A 23521-nucleotide genomic window follows, 5' to 3' on the forward strand; every position below is an offset into this window, starting at 1 on the left:
CATCGTGCTAACGGCACGGAAAGCTAAGGCTTGAAGGGTTGGGTCGACAAACGACGTCGCGCCGGATTAAAGATTCCTTTCAATCGGCCGATATCTCGACACAATATCCAGCCAGGAACGCGGGGCACAGTTTGACACATACAAAATGGGCTGCATCTATCGCCGGAATTACGACTGCGTTCTGCTTGTCCGGTTGCGTGACAAGTGGCCCACGACCGGTCGCCGTTCAACCCGCTCCACAGCCTGCCCGAGGCAGCGTGGTCGTTAGCAACCCGCCGGCCTCTCGTCCGCCCGTGGTCGTGAGGCCGGTTGTGGTCGAACAGGTTCTCCCGGAACCGAACGACGTCTATATCTCGGCTGCCGCGACCAGCGATGTCGTATTTGTCGGGGGCAACACCTACATCTGGGTCACGGGGCCAGACGGCCGGCGTCAACGGCACTTTTATGGCCATGGCGACCGGCGCGTCGAGGTGTTTCACCGCCGCGCGAACCTGCGTTCAGTGGCGCCGCCGCGACTGGGGCCTCCGGCGATGCGTGACGCGCGCCACGAATATGGTCACCACCTTGATGACGCTCATCGCCCGCAGCAAGTGCGTGTGAAGGGCACAACCGGCCACGGTCATCCGCCGCCGCATCAGATGGCGCTCAACAATCAGCCCCATCAGTCTGCCCAGCACGGTCAACACGCGCCGAAGCAGAACCCGATTGTCCGTGCAGCATCCACTGGAAATTCCGGTTCGCGCCATCGACCTGAAGCAGGTAACTCGGCAGCGAAGAACGAGGCTCCGCCGAGGACCTAGGAGGTACGCTCATTCTTCGCTAAGTGTCGCCACGCACAATGCCTCCTGTCAGCAAGAGCATCACACACACAAAGGCGACAGGAGCGCATCATGAACTGCAAATATATTGCTTCACTCGTACTGGCCACGACAGCGTTGGCCTTTTCTATCGGCAACGCGCAAGCGGCGCAAGGCTGCGGTCCGGGAGGATGGCGGAATGCCTGGGGCCAATGCCGCTATGCAGGTCCCGTTATTGTTCAATCGCCAGTTGTCTATGCGGCGCCCGCGGCTCCCGTTTCGAGCTATGCCTGCCCGCCCGGATACTGGCTTGGGCCGTGGGGACACTGCCGCAACACGCCATATCATGGTCGCCTGCCAAACGGGATGTATCAGTGACGCGCCCGTGCCCGCCGCGAAGCGAATGCACATTCCGCAGACGAATCCGTATCGCACGGATATCCTTCAGCTTCAGCGGCGGCCTTTGTCCGACCCACTTATCTTTGCTTTGAAGTTCACATTTTCACAAGTCGGATGCGTGCAACCGGCGACACGCCGCCATTCACCTATACTGGGTAGATCGTCACTGAATCTGGTGCCCACTGCTTGAGGCAGAGTGAAGAGGAGTGCCAAATGGAAAGTGATCTTCATACCATGATGAATCGGCTGTTGCGCCTTCACAGTCGAAGATCCAAGGTCCGAACGCTTCTGGTTATGGTTCTCTCGTGCTACCTGAGCGCGGCGCTTCCCGCACAAAAGCAGGCATCTGCCGATTCAACGCAGGCAACCGCCGATGCCACGCAGGCGAGCCCGAAGCCAGCGCACCCTCCCCATCTTGACCGCACCGGCAAGACACGCAAGGGCAAGGTCTCTTACTACGGCCATCAGTTTTACTCGAAAAAGATGGCCGACGGTACGCCCATGGATCCGCAATCCAATGCCGCCGCGAGCAAGACCCTGCCGCTCGGCACCAAAGCGAAGGTCACCAATCTGAACAACGGCAGCAGCGCGGTGGTCGAAATCCGCGATCGCGGCCCCTACGTCCAGAATCGAATTGTCGACGTGTCGCCCAAGACCGCCGATCAACTCGGCTTGAAAAAAGATGGCACCGCCCCTGTCGAAGTCAAGCCGGTGGAGGTTCCGCAGTCCGACGGTAGCGTGAAACCAGGTACAGGCGCAGCGGACGTCCAGCGCGCTCAGTAACGGCAAGGCGCCCATCTGCGCCTCGAAGCGGACAGGCTTATACTCGGTTTATCCCAATCGGACTCCGGGTATGCCAAATCGCTCCACTCATCCTGTGCGGCATCAATCCGAATTGCCGCTCCCTACGCCGAGTATCGCGTCCTTGTCGATGGCATCGCTGATCGCGGTGCTTGCGTGGTTGGCCTTCGTCGCTCAGACCGACATCACGATCAGCAGAATGCTGTTTCGCGGCTTGGGATTAATCGAAGGTATCGAACGACTGAGCAGCTATCTGACGAACCTCACCATATTCGCCGTCGCGGTCAGTTTTACGTGCGTCGCCATGCGAGCCCGCTCCGCACCCGGGCGATTTTTCCGCAAGCCGCCGGTGCTCACCGCTGTCGTCGTTTACATTGTGTTCGTCGGACTCGCTTATAACGGCCTGTTGCGCCATGTGTGGACGCCATCGGGATACCGCGAGCTGCTCAACGAATTGCTGCATACGGTCATACCGTTGCTGTGCGCACTGTACTGGCTGCTATTCGTTCCGCGCTTTCATCTGCTATTGCGCGATTGCCTCTTCTGGCTGGCCTACCCGCTTTGCTATCTGTTCATGACGCTTTGGCGCGGCAGCGAAACGGATTTTTATCCTTATCCGTTCATTAATGTCAGCGAACTCGGTTACGAGCGCGTGCTGATCAACACCCTGTTGCTGCTGGTCGGCTTCGTTCTCCTGATGGGGGTCTTTGTAGCGATCAATCACCGCCGCCCGCGTCCAGCGCCTACAGCCGATTCATACCCACGTCACGGCGGCGACGCAGGCGACGACCGTTCGCTGAACCGGTGAACAACGGTTCGACGCGGCCACCACTCTGAGGAAAACGCAGCGCACCTTTCAGGCACGCTGCGGTGTACCCCGCGACTATGCAGAAGCCGGTTGCGTGAGCACTTGAGACGCCACTTCGTCGATTGCGCCGCGGGCCAGACGCACGATTTCGTCCACGTCCGCGCGGCTGGTGACGAGCGGCGGCGCGAAGCCGAGGATATCGCCATGCGGCATGGCGCGCGCAATCAGGCCGCGCTGCATGGCAGCCGCCGAGACGCGCGGCCCCACCTTCAAGGTCGGATCGAAGGCACGGCGTTCGTCCTTGTCGGCCATGAACTCGATCGCTGCCAGCATGCCGGCCCCGCGGACTTCGCCGACGAGCGGGTGGCCGTCGAATGCCGCTTGCAATTGCTCAAGCAGATAGGCGCCGCTTTGCGCCGCGTTCTGCGTGAGGTTTTCGCGCTCGAGAATGTCGAGGTTCGCGAGTGCGGCAGCCGCGCAGATCGGGTGACCTGAATAAGTCCAACCGTGGCCCATCGCGCCGAACTCCTGCGAGGCCTCGTCGATCACGTCCCACACCCCTTCACTAACAATCACGCCAGAAAGCGGCGCGTAAGCGCTGGTGAGTCCCTTCGCGACCGTGATCAGATCCGGCTGGATGCCATAGTGCTGCGCGCCCATCTTCGAGCCCAGACGGCCGAAGCCGCACACCACTTCGTCGCTGATCAGCAGGATGTCGTGCTTCTTCAACACCTGCTGGATCGCCGGCCAGTAACCCACCGGTGGCGGCAGAATACCGCCGGTGCCCATCACCGGCTCGCCGATAAAGGCCGCGATCGTATCGGCGCCTTCCTGCGCGATCAGCTTTTCCAGCTCGTCTACGCAATACGCGACGAACTGCGCTTCGTTCATGCCAGCGGGCGCCTGGCGGTACCAGTGCGGGCAAACCGTGTGCTTGACGCGTTCGAGCGGCAGATCGAAGTACTGATGAAAACTCGGCAAGCCCGTGAGACTTCCGGTGACGATGCCCGAGCCGTGATAGCCGCGCTGGCGCGAGATGATCTTCTTCTTGTTCGGCCGGCCCTTAACGTTGTTGTAGTACCAGACGAGCTTGATCTGCGTTTCGTTCGCATCCGATCCGGACATGCCGTAGTACACCTTCTTCATCCCGGCCGGCGCCCAGTCGATGATGCGCGACGACAGTTCGATGATGGTGTCGGTCGAATGCCCCACGTACGTGTGGTAGTAGGCGAGTTTCTTCGCCTGCTCGTAGATTGCATCGGCCACCTCGGTGCGGCCATAGCCGATGTTCACGCAATAGAGGCCGGCAAACGCGTCGATATACGACTTGCCCTGGTGATCCTCGATGCGGATGCCCTTGGCGCCCGTCACGATGCGGCCCGGCAGCGCGCCGCTGGCGTGGTCGTGGGCGTGAGTGGACGGGTGCATGAAATGCGCGCGGTCGGCCTGGAATAGTTGATCGAGTTGGGTCATGGGTTGCTCCGTCGTTTGAACGATGAGTAAAAGGGTTGCTTTAGGCCGCTGCGGGTGCAGACGCGCGGTGAGTAGCGGGCATGCTTTCGGTCACGGGCAACCCCAGTTGACCGAGGCAGAAGTAGCGGGTTTCGACGAACGGTTCGAAGCCTTCGAAGCCGCCTTCACGGCCTAGCCCCGAGGCCTTGACGCCGCCGAATGGAATCGGCGCGCCGGTAAACTTCGCACCGTTCACGGAGACCATCGCGAACTCCAGGCGCCGGATCACCTGGAACACGGTGTTCAGGTCCGTCGCGCAGAGGTATGCGGCGAGACCGTATTCGGTGTCGTTGGCGCGCGTGATGGCTTCATCGAGCGTATCGAATGGCGACACGGCCGAGATGGGTGCGAAGTTTTCCTCGTCGTAGATACGCATGCCGGGCGTTGCATCCGCGACCACGGTCGGCTCGAAAAACCAGCCGCCGCGCGCATGCGGCGCGCCGCCTACGGTGATGCATGCGCCCTTGTCGCGGGCGTCTTCGACGCGTGCCACTGTCGCGTCGAAAGCGGCCTGATGCATCAGCGGACCGACGTCACTGCCAGCCTCGAACGCCGCACCGACCTGCAACTCACGTACCGCGTTGCTGTACTGCTCGACAAAGCGCTCATACAGCGGGCGCGCGACAAGAATCCGGTTCGCTGCACAGCAGTCCTGTCCCGAGGTCTGAAACTTCGCCGCCACGGCAACCCGCACGGCCTGCTCGAGATCCGCATCTGCGGTGACAATAAACGGTGCATTACCCCCTAATTCAAGGGCCGTTTTCTTGATGCCGGCATGCGCCACCGTCTGCATCACCAAGGCACCGACGCGCGTCGATCCGGTAAAACTCACCGCGCGCACACGCGTATCGCGCACGAGCGTTTCCATCGCCATCTGCGGCTCGCCGAGCACGACATTGAATACGCCTGCGGGCATTCCCGCCTCTTCCGCGAGTTGGGCCAGCGCCAACGCCGAAAACGGCGTCTCGTGTGCGGGCTTCACGACGACCGTGCAGCCAGCGGCAAGCGCGGCCGCCGCTTTACGCGTGATCATCGCGGAAGGAAAATTCCACGGCGTAATCAACGCCGCCACACCGACCGGTTCGACGATCGTGCCGAGCTGTGCACCGTCGATATGCGAGGGAATCGTGCGGCCGTTAAGACGCCGCGCTTCGTGCGCGAACCATTCGACAAAGCTCGCGCCATAGGCGATTTCGCCGCGCGCCTCGGCCAACGGCTTGCCTTGCTCCAGCGAGAGAATCGCAGCGAGGTCGTTCTGATGGCGCAGGATCAGTTCGTGCCAGCGCAGCAGCAACGCCGCACGTTTAGCGACCGGCAGCCAACGCCACGACGTGAATGCGTGATGAGCGGCGTCGACGGCTTCCTCGATCTGTGCGGCGTCGAGCATCGGCACATGGCCGAGCACTTCCTGATCGGCCGGGTTATGCACGGCCACGGTCGAGGCTGTGGCGCTATGCACCCAGCGTCCGCCGACATAGCACAACGATTTGAATAGAACGGGATGACCCAGCAACATGACGACCTCCTGTATTCAACGTATGTCTGTCACTGTACGTGTCGCGCTGGCGCGAATTTTCTGCTTTGGGGCCTGCGGGATGCGGGTTTTTCTGATTTCCACGCCTTCGCCACGGGAATTTTCTGGCGCGATACCGGACGGCATCAGTCGCTCCCGGCAACCGCATCGTCCACCCATGCGGGCAGCCCTTCCGGCATGCTTTTAACGACCTTGGTCACGATATAGGTGAAGTACTTTTCGATGCCCAGTTCGTCGGTCAACAACGAATCGATGAAGCGCTGATAGTGGTCGATGTCGCGCGACATCACCTGCATCACATAGTCGACGCCGCCGCCCGTTGCGTGGCATTGCACGACTTCGGGCGCCGCGGCGATTCGCTCTTCGAAGCGGTGCATGTCGTGCGCCGTGTGCCGTGCGAGCGTCACCTCGACGATCACACGGCTGCCCCTGAAGGCACGCAACCAGTCGACATCTGCGTGATAGCCGCGGATCACGCCGCTTTCTTCCAGACGCCGCACGCGCTCCCATGCCGGCGAAATCGACAGATTGATTTGTTCGGCAAGACGCGACTTCGTGATGCGTCCGTCTTGCGCAAGGATGCGCAGAATGGCGAGATCGTAGCGGTCGAGTTTCATGGGCCTGATTAGAAGCTGACCGGCGCGGTGACTGGCACACTGGTCGCCGCATTCGTTGCCACGGGAATGCCGCGCTCAACCACGTCGGCCACCACCGCCACCGTATCGCCAATCTGCACCAGCCCCGGAAAGTGCCGCGCTGCCAGCAAACCGCTGCGGCGCGCGCGATATTCGACCGGCGCCACGCCGGTGCGCGACGCATCGTAGATGCGGGCAATCACCTCGCCGCTCTTCACCGTGTCGCCGAGATCCTTGCAGAGCTCGAGCAGGCCATCGTGCTCGCTGGTCGTAAAGCAGGTGCCGTCGGGCATGTCGAGCAACGTCGTCGTGCGCGCGGTATCACCGGATGTCTCGCCGCCGCCGTGCTCGCGCGCCGCGAGAACGCCCGCATGCGCGAGGAAACCGAGCACGCCGCGCAAGGCCACTGCAACACTCTCGACTGTCGCCGTGCCGCCGCCGCCCAGTTCCGTCGAGACAAACACCTTGCCCGCCTCTTCCACGGCCGTATCGAACAGGCCGACGCTGTCCAGTTCGAGCATGCGCATAGAATACGGTGCACCGAACGCACGCATCGCCGCTTCGCAGCGTCCCTGCTGCTGCGCATCAGGCAGCAGATGAATCGCCGCGAACGGCACAAAGTCGAGCGTGCGGCCACCTGCGTGCAGATCGAGCACATAGTCCGCCAGCGGCAACAGATAGCGCTGGAAGTAGTCGGCGATTTTCTCGGTCACTGTGCCGTCGGGCTTGCCCGGAAAACTCCGGTTCAGGTTGCCGCGATCGATCGGCGAAGTGCGGCTGCCCGCCCGAAACGCAGGATAATTCATGAACGGCACGATGATCACCCGCCCGTTCACCTCCGACGCCTTCAACGTCGACGCGAGTCTGGATAACGCAATCGGCCCTTCATATTCGTCGCCGTGATTGCCGCCGGTCAACAGCGCGGTCGGCCCTTCGCCCCGGCGGATCACGGTGACCGGAATCATCACCGCGCCCCATGCCGACCCATCGTGCGAATGCGGCAGCTTCAGAAAGCCATGCTGTTCGCCGTCGGCATTGAAATCGACCGTCGGCTGAATCGGAGATGCCCGCATACGCCCTACTCCTTCACGAACAATTTGCGCGGCGTGTTGCAGAAGGTCTCAACGCCGGCCTCGGTAATCAGGATGCTTTCGGTGATTTCGAGTCCCCAATCGTCGAGCCACAGGCCCGGCATGAAATGGAACGTCATGCCGGGTTCCAGCACGGTCCGGTCGCCCGGACGCAGGCTCATGGTGCGCTCGCCCCAGTCGGGCGGATAACTGGCGCCGATCGGATAGCCGCAACGGCTGTTTTTCTCGATGCCCGATTTACGCAGTACTGCAAAGAATGCACTGGCAATGTCTTCGCAGGTATTGCCGGGCTTCGCGGCGGCAAGCCCCGCTTCGATCCCTTCCACGACGGCACGTTCCGCCTCGATGAAATGCTGCGGCGGCTTGCCGAGGTACACCGTGCGCGATTGCGGGCAGTGGTAGCGCTTAAAGCAACCGGCGATTTCGAAGAAGGTGCCGGCGTTACGCTGGAATGGCGTGTCGTCCCACGTCAGATGGGGTGCAGCGGCATCGGCGCCGGTCGGCAACAGCGGCACGATGGCCGGATAGTCGCCGCCATACCCCTCGACACCTGTGATGCCGGTCGCGTAGATATCCGCCACCAGATCGTTCTTGCGCATACCCGGTTCGATACGCTCGACAATGCGCGCATGCATCTTCTCGACGATACGCGCCGCGACGCGCATATACTCAATTTCACGCGGCGATTTCACCGCGCGCTGCCAGTTGACGAGCGCGGTCGCATCCTGCCATTGCGCATTGGGCAGATTGCGCATCAGCGACCCATAAGCTGCCGCGCTGAAATAGTAGTTGTCCATTTCGACGCCGATCCGGCACGCCTGCCAGCCGCGCGCTTCGATCACTTCGCGCGCGAGGTAATCCATCGGATGCCGCTCGGTGGACTGCACGTAATGATCCGGATAGCCAACAATCTGCTCGTGCTGCATGAACACCGTGCGGCGCGCACCGTTCGCATCCTGACCGCGGCCAAACCAGACCGGCTCGCCGTCCATGGCCAACAGCACGCACTGGTGCACATAGAACGACCAACCGTCGTAGCCGGTCAGCCACGCCATGTTGGTCGGATCTGACACGATCAGCAGATCGAGATGCGCCGCCTGCATCGCGCGGCGCGTTTTCGCAATGCGTGCGTCGTATTCGGCGCGCGAAAATGGCAGACGCACGGTTGGCGACACGGCAGTAGCAGTAGCAGCAGCCGTGGCAGTGGTGTTCCGTTCAAGTTCAGTTGTTCCTGACATCGTCCCCTCTCTCAGCACTTCACTTCGTTGCGGAAAATCGTTCCTGCGCCAGCCTCACGCACCCGCGCGAGCGCTAGCGTCGCGATCGCCGTGTCCTGCGCGCCGGTGCCGGTCAGATCGCAGATCGTCACGTCGCTTGCATGCGTGCGGCCCACAGCCCGCCCTGCGATGACCTGGCCCAGCTCGGCAAAGACCGTCTGCGCCGACACCACGCCGGCTTCGAGCGCGTGATGCAGTTCGCCCAGCACACGCGTCTGCTGCACGCGGTCGCAGATATAGCGTGCCGCCGCCAAAGCGGCCGGCGCGATCTCGTTCTTGTGCTCGGCGTCCGAGCCCATCGCCGTGATGTGCAAGCCCGGATGCAGATCCGCGGCTTCGATGAGCGGCGTGCGGCTCGGTGTTGTCGTGATCGCGAGATCCGCTTCAACCAGCGCGTGATGCACGTTGCGCGCGATCTCGCAACGCACGCCGAGCGTCGCCGTCATCTCCGTGGCAAAGCGTTCGGCGCTCGCCCGGTTGCGCGCCCATACCGAGACCCGCTCCACGCGCCGCACCAGCGTCAGCGCCTGCAATTGCAAACGCGCCTGCTCGCCTGCGCCGATCACCGCGACATGCGGTGTGTCGTGTTTGGCGAGCCAACGCGCGGCCACCGCACCCGCGGCTGCGGTGCGCACTGCCGTCAGGTAGCCGTTGTCGAGCAGCACGGCCTCGGTCAGCCCGGTCTTCGCCGACAACACCAGCATCAAGCCGTTCAGACTCGGCAAGCCCAGCGCGGGATTGTTGAAGAAGCCCGTGCTCACCTTGATCGCAAAGCCGTCGAAGCGCGGCAGGTAAGCCGTCTTCACATCGACCTCGCCGTGCTGTTCGGGCAGGTCGAGACGCAGGATTGGCGGCATCGCAACCGCTTCGGTGGCGAGCGCGAGAAACGCAGCCTCCACCTGGTCGATCGCGGCCAGATCCAGCGGCACGAGTTCGCGAAGCTGCGCTTCGCCGAGAATGGAAATGGAGGTCATAGGCAGGTCCGGAAATCACGCCGCAGCAACGATGCGGCGATGCTGGTCGATATTGATGTTCGCGCCGCTCACGACGAGCACGAGCGGGCCGCGCCGCAGCCGTTCGGCAGGCAGCACGCCGTCGAGGACAGCCGCCATGCCGACCGCCGCCGCACCTTCGACAACGAGCCGCTCCTGCCGGTACGCATGCACGATGCCGCGCGCAATCGACGCTTCGTCGAGCAACACCGCTTCGTCGATGAGGTCGCGCGTGAGCGCAAAGGTGTGGCGGTTTTCGAGGCCGATGCCGCCGCCGAGCGAATCGGCGAGCGTCGCGACTTCATCGACCAGCACGGGGCGGCCAGCGGCGAGACTCGCATGCATCGCGGCACCGCGTTCCATCGTGACGCCGGTCATGCCGATGGCAGGATTCACACACTTGGCGGCAAACGCCACGCCCGCGAATAAACCGCCACCCGATAGCGGTACGACGATGTTGGCGACATCGGGCAATACCTCGACGATTTCGAGCCCGATGGTCGCCTGCCCCGCGATCACGCGCAGATCGTCGAACGGCGGCACATAAGCGAAGCCCTCTTCGCGCACGAGCCGCAATGCTTCGTGCTCCGCTTCGTCCTGGCTTTTCCCGACGATGCAGACCTGCGCGCCAAGCGCGCGCACCGCCTCCACCTTGTTAGCCGGCACGAGCGCCGACATGCAGACCGTCGCTTCGATGCCGAGCGCACGCGCGGCATGCGCGACGGCGCGGCCATGATTGCCGGTCGACGCGGTCACGACCTGCCTGCAGCCCTGCTCCGCCAGCGCGGCGAGTGCATTGGTGGCGCCGCGCAGCTTGAAGCTGCCAGTCGGCTGCACCGTTTCGAGCTTCAGGAAGACCGGTGTGTGGGCCACCGCCGACAATGCCGGCGATTCGACCAGCGGCGTGCGGCACACGCGCCCTTCGAGTCGGCGGCGCGCATGGTAGACATCGGCGAGCGAAAGATCGGACATGGTGTCGGCATGGATTTCAATGGGACCCAGTCTAATGTTCTAAAAATTGATTTCTATTGTCCTAGTTCATTTCGAGTACACGACGTACCCGCGCCATGCGATCACCTCCGTGATCTCAGGCGAAATCGTGCACTTGCGGATATTGCTCGAAGACCTCGCGCATCGTTTCGAGCGCCGTTTTATAGGCTTCTTCACTGACTTCGGCACCGACGCACACCCGCACCGCATTAGGCCGATCCGCGCCGCGCACCAGAAACGGATCGGGCGATGTCACCGCAATGTCGCGGTTACGCAGCTCGCGCACCAGCCGATCCGCCTGCCAGTGGTCGGGCACGCGCAGCCACGCGGACAATGCGTGCGGATGCGAGCCGAGCACATAAGCACCGAGAATCTGCTTGAGCACCGCCTGACGGCGCGCGAGGCGCTCGCGCTGAATCTGCACCAGCCGCGCGGCCGTGCCGTCGGCAATCCAGCGTGTCGCGACCTCGGCCATTGGCGAGGTCGCCATCCAGCTATTGACCCGCAGCACGCTTTCCGCGCGCAGCGCGAGCCGGCGCGGCGTCGTCAGATAGCCAATGCGCAGCCCTGCCAGCACCGATTTCGTCATGCTCGTGCAGTAGAACGACAGCTCGGGAATCAGGCTCGAAATGGGCGTGGCGGCCTTGGCGGGCAACGGCCCGTAGACGTCGTCCTCGATCACATAGACGCCGTAGCGCTCGGCGATGCGGGCAATCGCGCGGCGCCGCGAGTCGGGCATCAGCGCGACCGTGGGATTGTTGAGCGTCGGCGTGCAGACCAGTGCTGTCACACGCTCGCTATCGCACATCTCCTCGAAATGCTCCGGGTGAATGCCGTATTCGTCGATCTCGAGGCCCTTGAGCGTAAATCCCAGCACATTGGCCGAGCCGATCACGCCATGGTCCGTCAGGCTTTCGCAAAGCACCGTATCGCCCGGGCCGACCAGCGAAGCCAGCGCCAGAAAAATGCCGTGCGCCGCGCCGTTGGTCACCAGCAGCGAATCGGTCGAAGCCGGCATGCCCAGCGACGCGAGCCATGCCACGGCCGCCTGCCGGTGATGCTCGAAGCCGGCGATCGGCCGGAACGCGCGAATCCACGGCTGGTCTTCAAGCGTGGCGAGCGTCGCGCACACCTTGCGCCACATCGCGTCGTGCTCAGGCGTGTGAATAATGCGGGCGATCGAAAAATCGACCACGGAGCGCTCCGCGGTATCGAGCATGTAATTCGACATTGTCTCGGTCACGCGCGCCGCCACGAAGCTGCCGCGGCCCACCTCGCAGCGGATCAGGCCTTGCCGTTCCAGCTCCTTGTAGGCGTTGGTCACGGTTTGCACGCTGATCGCCAGTTCGGCCGCCACATCGCGCTGCGGCGGCAGGCGCGCGCCCGCGCGCAACGCCGACGTTTCAATGTCGCCCGCAATGGCCTTCACCAGCCGCTTGTACTTGGATTCCACCCCGTGCACCGCCCGCACGGCTTCTCGCCACTGCTCGATCACCTTCGCCTCCGCGACTTCGTGCACTTGTCTGCGCATTAAATTGCCCACTTATAGTGCGACTAAATGGCGGCGAAAAATTATTGTCCTAGAGCAATCAGAACAAAAAAATGGCTTTGTATCCTGCATTCAGGGTGTCTGCCGCGCTACGTGTCCGGCAGCGCCTGCGGGCATTGCGCCGGATCCTGGGATCAACCCTAGGACACCCGAGGCATGATGCGCCGCCACATTCACTCGCCACCAAACGCACCAATTGAACCAATACGGGATCGATATGAAAGCGAAGCGCACATCAGGAATGCTGGGAGCCCTCTGCCTCGCGGCGGCGAGCATGATGATGCATACGCAGTATGCGTCGGCGGAAACGACGTTGCAGCGCATCCAGCGGACCGGCGAAGTTCGCATCGGCTACGCGAACGAAGCGCCTTTCGCCTATACGACGCCGGACGGACAGGTCACCGGCGAATCGCCGGAAATCGCGCGCAAGATTTTCGCCAAACTCGGCGTAAAGAAAGTGGACGGCGTGCTGACCGAATGGGGCTCGCTGATTCCGGGCCTGCGCGCAGGCCGCTTCGACGTGATCGCCGCCGGCATGTACATCACGCCGGAACGTTGCGGGCAAGTCGCCTTCGCCGATCCGCAATATCAGATCCAGGACACCCTGCTGGTATTGAATGGCAATCCCAAGCATCTGCATAGCTATGCTGACGTCGGGAAACAACCGGACACGAAACTTGCTGTGATGGCAGGTGCGGTTGAAATGGGTTATTCGCACGACGCCGGCGTGAAGGAAGCTCAGTTGTTGCAGGTGCCCGATACGACAGCGCAATTGCAGGCCGTGCGCGCTCGCCGCGCCGACGCGGCCGCCGGCACTGCGCTGACGATGAAGGGGCTCGCGGCAAAAGATGCAGCGCAAGTGGAAGCGATTACCGATTTCACCGACGATCCGAAACATACCGGCTACGGGGCACTGGCGTTCCGTCCGGAAGACACCGATCTGCGCGACGCGGTCGACAAGCAGTTGCACGCATGGCTCGGCACGCCGGACCATCTGAAGACCGTAGCGCCGTTCGGCTTCGACAAAACGAACCTCACCAACAAAACCGCAGCGGAGATCTGCGGCAAGTAGGTGAGCAGGTCCACAGGAAGTCCACTCTGAAAATGGCGCGCTATCCGGTGCGCCACCTCATGCAAGCGAGGAACCGCCATGCGTGAACTGTTTCCCCTGTTGCTGCAGGGCACCCTCGTGACGATCGAGATTGCCGCTTGCAGTACGCTGCTCGCGATCGTGATGGCCTTTGTCGCGACCGCCGCGAAAGTAGCACCGTGGGCGCCGCTGCGCTGGATCGGCAACGTGTACGTCGAAGTGTTTCGCGGCACTTCGTTGCTCGTGCAACTGTTCTGGTTCTTCTTCGTGCTGCCGCTGCCGCCGTTCCATATCGAACTCGCGCCGTTCACGGTGGCAATTGTCGGCCTCGGGTTGCACTACGGCGCGTACGGCTCGGAAATTCTGCGCGGCGCATTGCGCTCGGTGCCAGGCGGACAATTCGAAGCCGCGCTCGCGCTGAACCTGTCGCCCATCACGCGGATGCGGCGCATCATCCTGCCGCAGGCCATGATCAACGCCCTGCCGCCCGCCACCAATCTGATGATCGAGCTGCTCAAGGGCACCTCGCTCGTTTCGCTGATCACGCTGTCCGACCTGACCTTTCGCGCGCGGCAACTCGACGAAGCCACCTTCAAGACCGCGCAGATCTTTGCGCTGACGCTCGTCATCTATTTCGTGCTGGCGCAGATTCTCGTCACGCTGATGCGTCATTTCGAGCGGCGCGTGAGTCATGGCATTACCCAGAGGGCCGTCCGATGAACAGCTTCTTCGATCTGCACTACGCCGCGCATATCCTGCCGGAGCTGCTGCGCGCGTCGCTGTACACGATTCTCATCACCATGGTGGGCTTCGCGATCGCGCTGGTGCTCGGCCTCGTGCTCGCGATCCTGCGGCGCAGCCCTATCAAACCGCTTTCGCGTGGGGTGGGTTTCATCGTTGAATTTATCCGCAGCACGCCGCTGCTGATTCAGGTGTACGTACTGTTCTATGTACTGCCGGTCTATGGCATCACCATGTCGGCGCTCATGGCTGGCACGGTGGGCATCGCTTTGCACTATGCGTGCTACACCTCCGAGGTCTACCGGGCCGGACTCAATGGCGTGGCGCGCGGCCAGTGGGAAGCCGCCTGCGCCTTGTCGCTGTCGCCGTGGCGCACCTATAGCGGCGTCATCCTGCCGCAAGCGATCCGCTCGGTGATTCCGGCGCTCGGTAATTACCTCGTCGCCATGTTCAAGGACACGCCGGTCCTTTCGGCGATCACCGTCGTCGAACTGATGCAGCAAGCCAAAAACATCGGCTCGGAAACGTTCCGCTACCTGGAGCCCATCACGATGGCCGGGCTGTTTTTCCTCGTGATCAGCGTGACGTTCGCGCAACTCGTGCGGCGCCTCGAATTCAAGCTGAGGCTGCCATGAAGACCGATACCGAAACATCCACCCCGCTGTACCCGGATGCCCCCGTGATGGAGACAGAGATGAAGCGAGATCCCGCAGACGTATTGAGCCAGGCCGCCGTCCCGCAGGCCGACGCGCCCATGGTCCGGTTCGCCGGCGTGACCAAGCGCTATGGAGCGCTAACGGTGCTCGACGCGCTCGATCTGGAGGTCGCCTCCAACGAGAAGGTCGCGATCATCGGGCCGAGCGGCTCCGGCAAATCGACGCTACTGCGCGTGCTGATGACACTCGATCCGCTCACGGACGGCATGATCGAAGTGGATGGCGAACCACTCACGCATATGCGCAAGAACGGCGTGCTGGTGCCGGCTTCCGTGCGGCATCTGCGGCGCGTGCGCAGCAAGATTGGCATGGTGTTCCAGAGCTTCAACCTGTTCCCGCACATGACCGCGCTGGCCAACACGATCGAAGCGCCGATGCGCGTGCTAGGCCTGTCACGCAAGGAAGCGACGGACCGTGCCCGCGATTTGCTGTCGCTGGTGGGGCTGGAAGACAAATGCAATCACTATCCGTCGCAACTGTCGGGAGGCCAACAGCAGCGTGTCGCGATTGCGCGGGCCCTGGCCATGCGGCCGAAGGTGATGCTGTTCGACGAAGTGACCTCCGCGCTCGATCCCGAGTTGTGCGGCGAGGTGCTCAACGTGATCCGGCGTCTGGGCAGCGAGCACAACCTGACGATGCTGATGGTCACGCACCAGATGGGCTTTGCACGCGAGTTCGCGGACCGCGTATGTTTCTTTTCGCAAGGGAAGATTATCGAGCAAGGACCGCCGCAGCAGTTCTTCGCCGCACCTCAGCATGAACGGACCCAACAGTTCCTGCGGGCGGTGCGGGAAGCGGTCTAAGAAACGCCCTGGCCGGACCAGGGAAATCCCCAGACGCGAATGACAGACAGGGCCTGTCAATGCTCGCAGTAACCCACCAGCAAGTGATTGGCGACGGGCCCAGACGCCAATGTACCGCTTCGAGGCAAGCCGGCGAAAGAAATGTCAGAATCCGTGGTGACCCATTCACCCTGGGAGTCTCCAGAATGAGTGACCCGACCTTTGACAGCTTCGCCGTCGAACGGCTGATTCAAGACTTTGCCGCGCCGGTGCTGCCGCAGCACAGACCCGACCCGGCAACCCTCGACGTCTCGGACCGCAACGCCCGCTATTGGACGAGCAACGTTACGGGCCCGCTGAAGCCGGGCTCCGATGCGCATCGCCGCGAGATGTGCCGAATGTTTCGCGAGACCTTCAACCCGTACCGTCCGTCGGTGCTCGAGTGGCCAAAACTCGAGCCCGACGCGCTCGAGCGGATTGTTTCCCTAAAGATATGGGACATCGCCGTGCAGACCGAAGGCAAGGCACGGCTGCGCATGGCAGCGTACGCCGCGACGGTCAACGAACCTGACATACGCGAAGCGATCGCACTAAATGCATGGGAGGAGAACCGCCATAAGGAGGTGCTCTCGCGGATGGTGGCCGCATACGGCATTTCGCTCCTGAGCGAAGCGCCCTACGTCCATCCCAGGAACACCGAGTGGGCCTACCTCGTGACAGGTTACAGCGAGTGCATCGACAGTTTCTTCGCCTTCGGCCTCTTCGAAGTCGCGCATCGCTCGGGACTGTTCCCGCCTGAGTTGATCGACACGTTCGAGCCGGTCATGCAGGAGGAATGCCGCCATATCCTGCTGTTCGCCAACTGGGTGGCGTGGCATCGCACGCAGCTGTCCTGGTGGCGACGCATTGGCTTCAGGCTGAAAGTCGCCGCCGCGTGGGTGTTTCTCGGCTGGGAGCGGATGAGGCTTGTGCGCACGCTCGATGCTGACGGCAACGAGCACCACCACGATAACAACTTTACGGTGAACGGCGCGCAAGCAGTGTCCGCCGTCGAGATCAGCGTGCGCGAACTGGTGACGCTGTGCCTCGAGGAAAACGAGCGGCGCTTCTCGGGCTACGACCGTCGTCTGCTGCGCCCCGAGACGATGCCGAGGCTCGTGCGCTTCGCGCTGCGTTTCATGCGCGCGGGCAACACAAAGTAGCGGCTTCAATCGCGGCAAACCCGTGACGACCCTGATCACGACACGTGCCGCGGCTCATCGGGCCGCAGGTAAACCCGGTAACGCAGGAAGCTTGCTTGCCAAAAGGTAAGTATGTGCTATAAAAAAATGCTACTTAGCATATCTACCGGCCGCCCGGCCGAAGAAACGGGCGGCCCTACGGGAGCGAGCGCGACAATCCATGAGTCTTCTGGAGCTCAGAGATGTTTCCAAACACTTCGGGGCCATTCGAGCCCTGAACGACGTCACCTTAAGTCTGGAGCCAGGTCAGGTGGTTGGACTGATGGGGGACAACGGTGCCGGTAAATCGACGCTGGTCAAAGTAATCGCCGGTAATTTTCTGCCGTCGCACGGCGAAATCCTCATCGACGGCAAGGCGGTGCATTTCAGCAAGCCGGTTGACGCCCGTGCCCGCGGGATCGAAGTCGTCTATCAGGACCTCGCGCTTTGCGACAACCTTACGGCGGCTGCAAACGTCTTCCTCGGACGTGAGCCACGGCTCGGCATTTGGCCCATCCGCATTCTCGATCACGCGACCATGTACCGGCGCGCCGGCGAGCTCTTCAAAGAACTCAAATCCGAGACGCGCCCGCTCGATCTCGTCAGGCAGATGTCAGGTGGTCAGCGACAGGCCGTCGCGATCGCTCGCACACGCCTCTCCGAAGCGCGCCTCGTCATCATGGATGAGCCGACGGCAGCGATCAGCGTGCGCCAGGTGGCGGAGGTGCTCGCGCTCATCAAGCGGCTGTCCGAACATGGCATCGCGGTCATTCTCGTCAGCCACCGCATGCCTGACGTTTTCACCGTCGCCGACCGCGTGATCGTCATGCGGCGTGGACACAAGGTTGCGGACAAGAAGACCGAAGCGTCGTCGCCGGAAGAAGTCACCGCTCTCATCACCGGAGCTATCGCCACCGCCTGAACCTGAGTCGTATGGGAGTCCGAAATTGAATGATCCGCAGGAACAGCCCACGCCAATGTCGGCATTGCTGGATAACCCGCAAGCCGCGAGGACGCATACGCGCTGGACAGGGCTGATGGCAAGCCAGGTGTTCTGGGTGGTGCTCGCCACGATCATCGCCTGCATCGTGCTTTCGTTCGTCACCTCCACGTTTGCGACGCAGCAAAACCTTTTCAACGTCACGCGCAACTTCGCCTTCGTCGCCATCGTCGCGCTCGGCATGATGGCCGTGATCGTCACGGGCGGCATCGATATTTCGGTCGGCTCGACCATTGGCCTCTCCGGTATCGTCCTCTCGGTGGTCATGAATGCCGGCTACCCGATCTGGGCCGGCATTGGCATGGGGCTCCTGACCGCAGGGATTGTCGGCCTCGTCAACGGCGTGCTCATCGCCTATCTCGACATGCAGCCTTTCGTCGTGACGCTCGGCATGCTGAGCGTCGGCCGTAGCCTCGCGCTGGTGTTCTCCGGCAGCCGGACCATTTTCGATTTCGGTCCCGACGGCAGCAAGCTCCTTGCGCTCGGCGGCGGCAAGACCTTCGGCGTCGCCAATCCGGTGTGGTTCCTGATTGTCCTCGCCGTGCTGTTCTGGTTCGCCTTTGCCTGGACGCGCTGGGGCCGCTACGTCTTCGCGGTCGGCGGCAATCGCCATGCAGCGAGACTCACTGGCGTGCCGGTGCGTCGCATCATCTGCTCTGTCTACGTGCTTGCCGGCCTCATGGCGGGCGTCGCGGCGATCCTCGAAGTGGGCTGGCTCGGCGCGGTGACCACGGGCTTGGGCACGGGCGATGAATTGCGCGTGATCGCCGCGACTGTGATCGGCGGCACCAGTCTCATGGGCGGTATCGGCAGCGCCTTCGGGACCGTCGTGGGCGCGGCGCTCATCGAAGTCATCCGTAACAGCCTGATCCTGCTCGGCGTCGACTCGTTCTGGCAGGGGACGGTCGTGGGTGCCTTCATCATCGTCGCCGTGCTTTTCAACCGGCTCGGCGGCGAGCGGCAAGGCGAATGAAATGGCTTCGGACGCACCGGCTGCGATACGGCCGGTGCCTGGGGTGCGACCGGACAGGACGCGGAACTGCCGGACGCAAGTGTGCACGGGAAACGCGAGGCTCCGCGGGAGGGTTCAAGCTCGGACACGGCCTTTCCTTGCGATTATTACGAAAATTGTGCGAGCAGACATGGCGCTGCAAAGCCGGCGCCGATACTTTGTATGGGACCGGACTAAGAGCCGGTCCACACAGGAGGCGACAATGAAGAAACTGTTGATGTGTCTTGCTGCGATCGGAGGGTTTGCCATGCTGACCTCTCCCGCCTTCGCAGCCGATAAGACCCTGGCGCTGGTGGTGAAGGGGCTCGACAACCCCTACTTCGACCTCATGCATCAGGGATGCGACCGGGCCAACAAGGAGCTCAACAAGCAAGGCTATACCTGCTACTACACCGGCCCCGCGACGGCCGCCGACGAAAGCGCCGAAGTGCAGATCATCGACGACCTCTTGACCAAGGGCGTGGCGAGCATGGCAATCTCGCCAGCGAACGCCCCGGCCGTGGCCGAAGAGTTGCGCCGCCGCAATGTGACGATCCCGATCATCACCTCGGATGCCGACTTGTTGCCGAAGGACGCCTCGCTGCGCAAGACCTACGTCGGCACCGACAACTACGAACTGGGCGTCAAGCTCGGTGAGCAGTTGAAGTTGCTGATGCCGAAGGGCGGCAATATCTGTCTCGTGATGGGCAATCCCGCGGCGGAGAACATCAACCAGCGCGCTGCAGGCACCCGCGACACGCTCTCCGGCAAGAAGGGAACGGAGAAGCTCACGGGAGAAAACGGCTGGAAGGAGATCAGCGCCTGCCCGCTCTATGTGAACGATGACGCAGCGAAGGCGAACCAGATGATGCAGGACACGCTGACTGCCAATGCCACCGGTCTCGATGCCTTCGTGCTCGAAGGCGGCTGGCCGCTGTTTGCTCCGCAGGCCTATTCGCAGGTCGTCGCGCCGATCATGGACAAGATCAACAGCGGCAAGTTCGTGATCGTCTCGGCCGACACGCTCGGACCCGAACTGCAGGCCCTCAAGGAGCATAAGGTGAATGTGCTTGTCGGGCAGCGGCCGGAGGAAATGGGCTACAGGTCAGCGATGGTGATGCGTGACCTCGCGGAAGGCAAGACGGTGCCGCCAGTGATCCACACCGGCCTTGATACCTGCACCTGGAAGAACGCCGACACCTGTCTCAAGCATTGAGGGGCGGCAGGGTCTGTTGCAAGGATGGATGAGGGTGATGCGGGAGCCGAGGCAGTTTTGCCTCGGCTCTTTTTTTGTCGAAGAGGCGATACAGGTTTGAAGGCAGTCCTACTTTTCGGCAATGCCAACCTTGTCGAGTGCGTTTAGGTTGTGGCAGACTGCCCCAAAAATCCGCCGAGACCACTATGCAAATAGCGACCGACGAGGCAGTGAGCAAGGTGCTTCCGGTTCGCCAACCGTGGCTGACTCGCAAACGAGTGGTGGTCTACAGTCTTGCGCTACTGATCTGTCAACTCGTTCTTCTCGGCGCCTGGGCGATCGGTCACTGGGGATTGCATCTGCGCGGCGTGCCACCACTCGGCCTCGATTTCCGGGTGTACTGGAGTGCCTCTTACGTCTCTCTGCATAACGGCGCCATCCAGGCTTTCAATCCGCAGCAGTTGCTCGCCGTAGAAGCCAAATTGCTCCCCGACACGCCACTGGGGCAAGTCTATGCGCCGTGGGTTTATCCGCCGACGTTTCAGCTATTGATCTATCCTCTGGCGCTGCTGCCGTACCTTGCGTCGTATTCATTGTTTGTGTGCCTCGGTATCGCGTGTTGCCTGCTTGTGTGCGCGCCGGCGGTGAGAGCGGGCGCATTGCCGTGGGTATCGGTCGCGGCCTTTCCAGGCATCTGGGTTGCCACTTTATGTGGCCAAAACTCGCTCCTGACGTTGGCTCTCGCCGCTGGCGCGCTCGGACTGCTGGAGCGTCGCCCGATCCTGGCCGGAGCGTGCGCCGGTTTGCTGGCGATTAAACCGCAATTGGCAGTGCTTTTTCCGTTGATGTTTCTTTGTGGCCGACATTTCCGGGCACTCGGTGCGATGGCAGTGACAGCGGGTTTGTTCTGTACGGTGAGCGCACTTGTATTTGGACTACCGCTCTGGCTCAGGTTCTTTGACATGCTTTCGTGGTTCAACACCGTCGTTGTGCAAAACGGCGAGGGGGGCATCTGGAGTGCGATGCCGACTGCCTTTGCGCTCGCACGACGAATGGGCGCCAGTTTGTCGATAGCCTACGCAATCCATGCTGCGATCGTTGTGCCCGCAGTATTGGTGACCGCGATCCTGTGGGCACGAAGGGTCCGCATCGAAGTGCGTTCCGCAGCGCTCATAGTCACGACATTGCTCGCCCAGCCCTACCTTGTTTACTATGATCTGACGTGGTTGATCTTGCCGATCATCTTCCTGTGCGTTGACGGCAGGACCCAAGGCGCATTGACTCATGTTGAGTGCCTGATGCTTGGCCTCGTGTGGCTCTTGCCGATCCCGTCGTTTCTCGCCGTATTCAAGCCGTCGATCGGGCAGTGGGGCGCCGTCTTGCTGCCCATGCTGCTAATCATTGCGCTGCGCCGCGCCCTGCCCTACCGTTCGTTCAATCCGGGCTTATGAGGCACGAACCGGCATGCGCCTGTGCCGTCCAGACGTCAGAAGCTTTTCGTTTGTTAGAGCAGTGGTTACCGGCCCCGCATCAGGGATGTGATTTTCGCCTGCCTCCTCGCAACGTCCCCACTGCGAGCCGAAGACAATCGTCACGGAGGAGGCCAGCAGCATAGCCAGGGACATCCCGCACCACGGCAGTCATACGGGCATGACGATCATCGCCATGGCCACGATTACGGCAATCAAGGCTATGGGTACAAGGCGCCGCCGGTTGTCTATGCGCCGCAAGCGTCACCGGGAATCAATCTGTTTCTGCCGCTCTGATCTGAACAGCAACGCCGGCGACCGGGCGTCAGCGAGCCTCGCGCATTAGCATGGCGCTCAGCTTACCGAGCGTGATCAACGCCTTCTCTATCGACGACGACCACGCATAACTGTAGTTCAGACGGATAAAGTTGCCGTAGGCATTGGACGTCGAAAACATATATCCCGGCCCCACCGTAATCCGCTTTTCAAGCGCGAGTTCATACAGTCTGAGCGAGTCGACCTCGGGCGGCAGTTCTACCCACAGCACATACCCACCCATCGGACGCGACGTACGTGTGCCCTCGGGAAAGTATCGCTCGATCATGGCCCGCATCAGATTCGCGTTCTGCTGATACACCTTGCGCAAGCGGCGCAGATGATTCTCGTAGCGATCGTTCTTCAGATACTCGGCGATGGCCCGTTGCGGAATAGACGGCGTGGTCAGCGTGTTGAGAAACTTGAGCTTCTCGACCTGGTCCCTGTAACGCCCGGGAATAGCCCAGCCAATCCGGTGTCCGGTGGAGAGGCTTTTCGAAAACGACGAGCAATGCAACACGAGTCCTTTCTTGTCGAGCGCCTTCAGCGAACCGGGATGCACCGCGCCAAAATATAGCTCGTGATACACGTCGTTTTCAATGATTGGGACATCGTGACGCGCGAGGAGATCCACCAACCGCTGCTTGTTTGCTTCAGGCATGCAAAAGCCCAGCGGGTTTTGGAAGTTCGGCATCACCATGCACGCAGCAATCTGCTCGCGCGCGAGTATCTGCTTCAGCGCGTCAATGTCCATGCCTTCCTCGGGGTGCGTCACCACCTCGATCGCCCGCATGCCCATCCGCTCGATTGCATGCAGCATCGCGTAAAAAGTGGGTGACTCAACCGCAATCGTGTCACCCGGTTTCGCGACCGCCTGCAGACACAGATTGATCGCTTCCGTCGCGCCAATGGTAACGATGATCTCGTTCGGATCGACCGACTGGCCGTTTTCGAGGTAGCGCCGTGCGATCTGCCTGATCAGTTCCGGATTGCCCGGCGGTAATTCATCGCCCGTACCACCGGGCGGATTGCGACGCGCAAAGGAATAGCCGTACGTGTTGATCTTTTGTACAGGGAACATCGACGGGTCAGGATAAGGCGAACCCAACGGTACCGCATCGTCGCCTCGAATCGAGCGCAGCGTGGAGAGAACGAGGCGGCTGACGTCGACCTGTGCCGACACGGCAATCGGCCGCGACGGACGCAATTCGCTTGCGGCAGGTGCGCCAGGCAGTCGTCCAGGCTGCACGAAATAGCCCGACTTGGGACGGCTCTGGATGACGCCCTTACTTTCGAGCAGGAGGTAGGCGTGAAGCACGGTCTTGATGCTCAACCGATGCTGCTGGCTGGACTGCCTGACCGAAGGAATGCGCTCGCCTGGGCGGAAAACGCCGCTGCGGACCTGATCTTCGATCCGGCTAGCCAGCTTCTCATACAGCTTCACCACCTTTACGTTCGCCTTGGGTTGTTCGGCGTGGCTGGTGTTCAACATGGGCGGAATTCCGTTTCGGCTCGGGGACACATCCCGCGCGACATCATGGAAGGGCAAAATCGTAATATACCATCGGATATAGCGGTGGGCGTTTTGCACGCCGGCCGCAGCGCGGTAAAGCACCG

22 protein-coding genes are annotated in these 23521 nt (G+C 62.0%); 13 read left to right on the forward strand and 9 right to left on the reverse strand.

The features are described 5' to 3' along the window. Positions 1-257 precede the first annotated feature (257 nt). The 4 genes from P3T40_RS05500 to P3T40_RS05515 all read left to right on the forward strand — a co-directional run bounded on the left by P3T40_RS05500 (position 258) and on the right by P3T40_RS05515 (position 2805). Complete coding sequence (locus P3T40_RS05500; RefSeq protein ID WP_429266675.1) at positions 258-800, forward strand: hypothetical protein; 543 nt, start codon at positions 258-260, stop codon at positions 798-800. A 90-nt stretch (positions 801-890) separates the two neighbouring features. Beyond that, positions 891-1175: a GCG_CRPN prefix-to-repeats domain-containing protein gene (locus tag P3T40_RS05505; protein ID WP_429266676.1), complete on the forward strand. Its 285-nt coding sequence runs from the start codon at positions 891-893 to the stop codon at positions 1173-1175. A 207-nt stretch (positions 1176-1382) separates the two neighbouring features. After that, on the forward strand, positions 1383-1979 hold the full coding sequence (locus tag P3T40_RS05510) for a septal ring lytic transglycosylase RlpA family protein (protein ID WP_429266677.1): 597 nt from the start codon (positions 1383-1385) through the stop codon (positions 1977-1979). A 70-nt stretch (positions 1980-2049) separates the two neighbouring features. Then, positions 2050-2805: a Pr6Pr family membrane protein gene (locus P3T40_RS05515; protein ID WP_429266678.1), complete on the forward strand. Its 756-nt coding sequence runs from the start codon at positions 2050-2052 to the stop codon at positions 2803-2805. Positions 2806-2880: 75 nt separating this feature from the next. Here the strand turns inward: P3T40_RS05515 and P3T40_RS05520 are convergent, their stop codons facing one another. The 8 genes from P3T40_RS05520 to P3T40_RS05555 form a co-directional block, all read right to left on the reverse strand. After that, positions 2881-4278 (reverse strand): aspartate aminotransferase family protein, encoded by a 1398-nt coding sequence (locus P3T40_RS05520; RefSeq protein ID WP_429266679.1) that lies wholly within the window; start codon positions 4276-4278, stop codon positions 2881-2883. 40 nt (positions 4279-4318) lie between these two features. Next, positions 4319-5833 carry an NAD-dependent succinate-semialdehyde dehydrogenase gene (locus P3T40_RS05525; protein ID WP_429266680.1) on the reverse strand — a complete coding sequence of 505 codons (1515 nt, stop codon included), beginning with the start codon at positions 5831-5833 and terminating at the stop codon, positions 4319-4321. Between the two features lie 143 nt (positions 5834-5976). Beyond that, positions 5977-6468: an Lrp/AsnC family transcriptional regulator gene (locus P3T40_RS05530; RefSeq protein WP_429266681.1), complete on the reverse strand. Its 492-nt coding sequence runs from the start codon at positions 6466-6468 to the stop codon at positions 5977-5979. Between the two features lie 8 nt (positions 6469-6476). Then, positions 6477-7559, reverse strand: a complete 1083-nt coding sequence (gene doeB, locus P3T40_RS05535) for a N(2)-acetyl-L-2,4-diaminobutanoate deacetylase DoeB (RefSeq protein WP_429266682.1) — start codon at positions 7557-7559, stop codon at positions 6477-6479. A gap of 5 nt (positions 7560-7564) precedes the next feature. Then, positions 7565-8815 (reverse strand): ectoine hydrolase DoeA, encoded by a 1251-nt coding sequence (gene doeA, locus P3T40_RS05540; protein ID WP_429266683.1) that lies wholly within the window; start codon positions 8813-8815, stop codon positions 7565-7567. Positions 8816-8826: 11 nt separating this feature from the next. Continuing rightward, the gene (locus P3T40_RS05545) at positions 8827-9828 is read right to left on the reverse strand and encodes a cyclodeaminase (RefSeq protein ID WP_429266684.1); all 1002 of its coding nucleotides are present in this window, start codon (positions 9826-9828) and stop codon (positions 8827-8829) included. Between the two features lie 15 nt (positions 9829-9843). Next, positions 9844-10818: a hydroxyectoine utilization dehydratase EutB gene (eutB, locus tag P3T40_RS05550; protein WP_429266685.1), complete on the reverse strand. Its 975-nt coding sequence runs from the start codon at positions 10816-10818 to the stop codon at positions 9844-9846. 115 nt (positions 10819-10933) lie between these two features. Next, positions 10934-12367: a PLP-dependent aminotransferase family protein gene (locus tag P3T40_RS05555; RefSeq protein ID WP_429266686.1), complete on the reverse strand. Its 1434-nt coding sequence runs from the start codon at positions 12365-12367 to the stop codon at positions 10934-10936. Between the two features lie 235 nt (positions 12368-12602). Here P3T40_RS05555 and ehuB point away from each other — a divergent pair, with 235 nt between their 5' ends. From ehuB to P3T40_RS05600, 9 genes are all read left to right on the forward strand, one after another. Beyond that, a complete protein-coding gene (ehuB, locus tag P3T40_RS05560; RefSeq protein ID WP_429266687.1) occupies positions 12603-13457 on the forward strand; it encodes an ectoine/hydroxyectoine ABC transporter substrate-binding protein EhuB in 855 nt (284 codons plus the stop codon). Positions 13458-13535: 78 nt separating this feature from the next. After that, positions 13536-14195 carry an ectoine/hydroxyectoine ABC transporter permease subunit EhuC gene (ehuC, locus tag P3T40_RS05565; RefSeq protein ID WP_429266688.1) on the forward strand — a complete coding sequence of 220 codons (660 nt, stop codon included), beginning with the start codon at positions 13536-13538 and terminating at the stop codon, positions 14193-14195. Beyond that, entirely contained in the window at positions 14192-14851 is a 660-nt protein-coding gene (gene ehuD / locus P3T40_RS05570) for an ectoine/hydroxyectoine ABC transporter permease subunit EhuD (protein WP_429266689.1), read from the forward strand. The genes ehuC and ehuD overlap by 4 nt, the downstream gene beginning before the upstream one ends. Before the next feature lie 47 nt (positions 14852-14898). After that, a complete protein-coding gene (ehuA, locus tag P3T40_RS05575; RefSeq protein ID WP_429266984.1) occupies positions 14899-15735 on the forward strand; it encodes an ectoine/hydroxyectoine ABC transporter ATP-binding protein EhuA in 837 nt (278 codons plus the stop codon). 185 nt (positions 15736-15920) lie between these two features. Then, positions 15921-16916, forward strand: a complete 996-nt coding sequence (locus P3T40_RS05580; RefSeq protein ID WP_429266690.1) for a ferritin-like domain-containing protein — start codon at positions 15921-15923, stop codon at positions 16914-16916. A gap of 199 nt (positions 16917-17115) precedes the next feature. Then, the gene (locus tag P3T40_RS05585; RefSeq protein ID WP_429266691.1) at positions 17116-17856 is read left to right on the forward strand and encodes an ATP-binding cassette domain-containing protein; all 741 of its coding nucleotides are present in this window, start codon (positions 17116-17118) and stop codon (positions 17854-17856) included. Positions 17857-17881: 25 nt separating this feature from the next. Further along, entirely contained in the window at positions 17882-18907 is a 1026-nt protein-coding gene (locus P3T40_RS05590; protein WP_429266692.1) for an ABC transporter permease, read from the forward strand. A 241-nt stretch (positions 18908-19148) separates the two neighbouring features. Next, positions 19149-20141, forward strand: coding sequence for a sugar-binding protein (locus tag P3T40_RS05595; RefSeq protein WP_429266693.1), 993 nt, complete (start codon positions 19149-19151; stop codon positions 20139-20141). Positions 20142-20326: 185 nt separating this feature from the next. Next, positions 20327-21571, forward strand: a complete 1245-nt coding sequence (locus tag P3T40_RS05600; protein ID WP_429266694.1) for a glycosyltransferase family 87 protein — start codon at positions 20327-20329, stop codon at positions 21569-21571. 343 nt (positions 21572-21914) lie between these two features. Here the strand turns inward: P3T40_RS05600 and P3T40_RS05605 are convergent, their stop codons facing one another. Next, positions 21915-23348 carry a PLP-dependent aminotransferase family protein gene (locus P3T40_RS05605; RefSeq protein ID WP_429266985.1) on the reverse strand — a complete coding sequence of 478 codons (1434 nt, stop codon included), beginning with the start codon at positions 23346-23348 and terminating at the stop codon, positions 21915-21917. Between the last annotated feature and the right edge of the window lie 173 nt (positions 23349-23521).

Source organism: Paraburkholderia sp. EB58 (genome assembly GCF_050436665.1).
Lineage (GTDB): Bacteria > Pseudomonadota > Gammaproteobacteria > Burkholderiales > Burkholderiaceae > Paraburkholderia.

Coding starts and splice junctions, on each gene's coding strand:
- P3T40_RS05505 (WP_429266676.1), top strand. CDS start 891: ATGAACTGCAAATATATTGCTTCACTCGTACTGGCCACGACAGCGTTG.
- P3T40_RS05515 (WP_429266678.1), top strand. CDS start 2,050: ATGCCAAATCGCTCCACTCATCCTGTGCGGCATCAATCCGAATTGCCG.
- P3T40_RS05520 (WP_429266679.1), bottom strand. CDS start 4,278: ATGACCCAACTCGATCAACTATTCCAGGCCGACCGCGCGCATTTCATG.
- P3T40_RS05525 (WP_429266680.1), bottom strand. CDS start 5,833: ATGTTGCTGGGTCATCCCGTTCTATTCAAATCGTTGTGCTATGTCGGC.
- P3T40_RS05530 (WP_429266681.1), bottom strand. CDS start 6,468: ATGAAACTCGACCGCTACGATCTCGCCATTCTGCGCATCCTTGCGCAA.
- doeB (WP_429266682.1), bottom strand. CDS start 7,559: ATGCGGGCATCTCCGATTCAGCCGACGGTCGATTTCAATGCCGACGGC.
- doeA (WP_429266683.1), bottom strand. CDS start 8,815: ATGTCAGGAACAACTGAACTTGAACGGAACACCACTGCCACGGCTGCT.
- P3T40_RS05545 (WP_429266684.1), bottom strand. CDS start 9,828: ATGACCTCCATTTCCATTCTCGGCGAAGCGCAGCTTCGCGAACTCGTG.
- eutB (WP_429266685.1), bottom strand. CDS start 10,818: ATGTCCGATCTTTCGCTCGCCGATGTCTACCATGCGCGCCGCCGACTC.
- P3T40_RS05555 (WP_429266686.1), bottom strand. CDS start 12,367: ATGCGCAGACAAGTGCACGAAGTCGCGGAGGCGAAGGTGATCGAGCAG.
- ehuB (WP_429266687.1), top strand. CDS start 12,603: ATGAAAGCGAAGCGCACATCAGGAATGCTGGGAGCCCTCTGCCTCGCG.
- ehuC (WP_429266688.1), top strand. CDS start 13,536: ATGCGTGAACTGTTTCCCCTGTTGCTGCAGGGCACCCTCGTGACGATC.
- ehuD (WP_429266689.1), top strand. CDS start 14,192: ATGAACAGCTTCTTCGATCTGCACTACGCCGCGCATATCCTGCCGGAG.
- ehuA (WP_429266984.1), top strand. CDS start 14,899: ATGGAGACAGAGATGAAGCGAGATCCCGCAGACGTATTGAGCCAGGCC.
- P3T40_RS05580 (WP_429266690.1), top strand. CDS start 15,921: ATGAGTGACCCGACCTTTGACAGCTTCGCCGTCGAACGGCTGATTCAA.
- P3T40_RS05585 (WP_429266691.1), top strand. CDS start 17,116: ATGAGTCTTCTGGAGCTCAGAGATGTTTCCAAACACTTCGGGGCCATT.
- P3T40_RS05595 (WP_429266693.1), top strand. CDS start 19,149: ATGAAGAAACTGTTGATGTGTCTTGCTGCGATCGGAGGGTTTGCCATG.
- P3T40_RS05600 (WP_429266694.1), top strand. CDS start 20,327: ATGCAAATAGCGACCGACGAGGCAGTGAGCAAGGTGCTTCCGGTTCGC.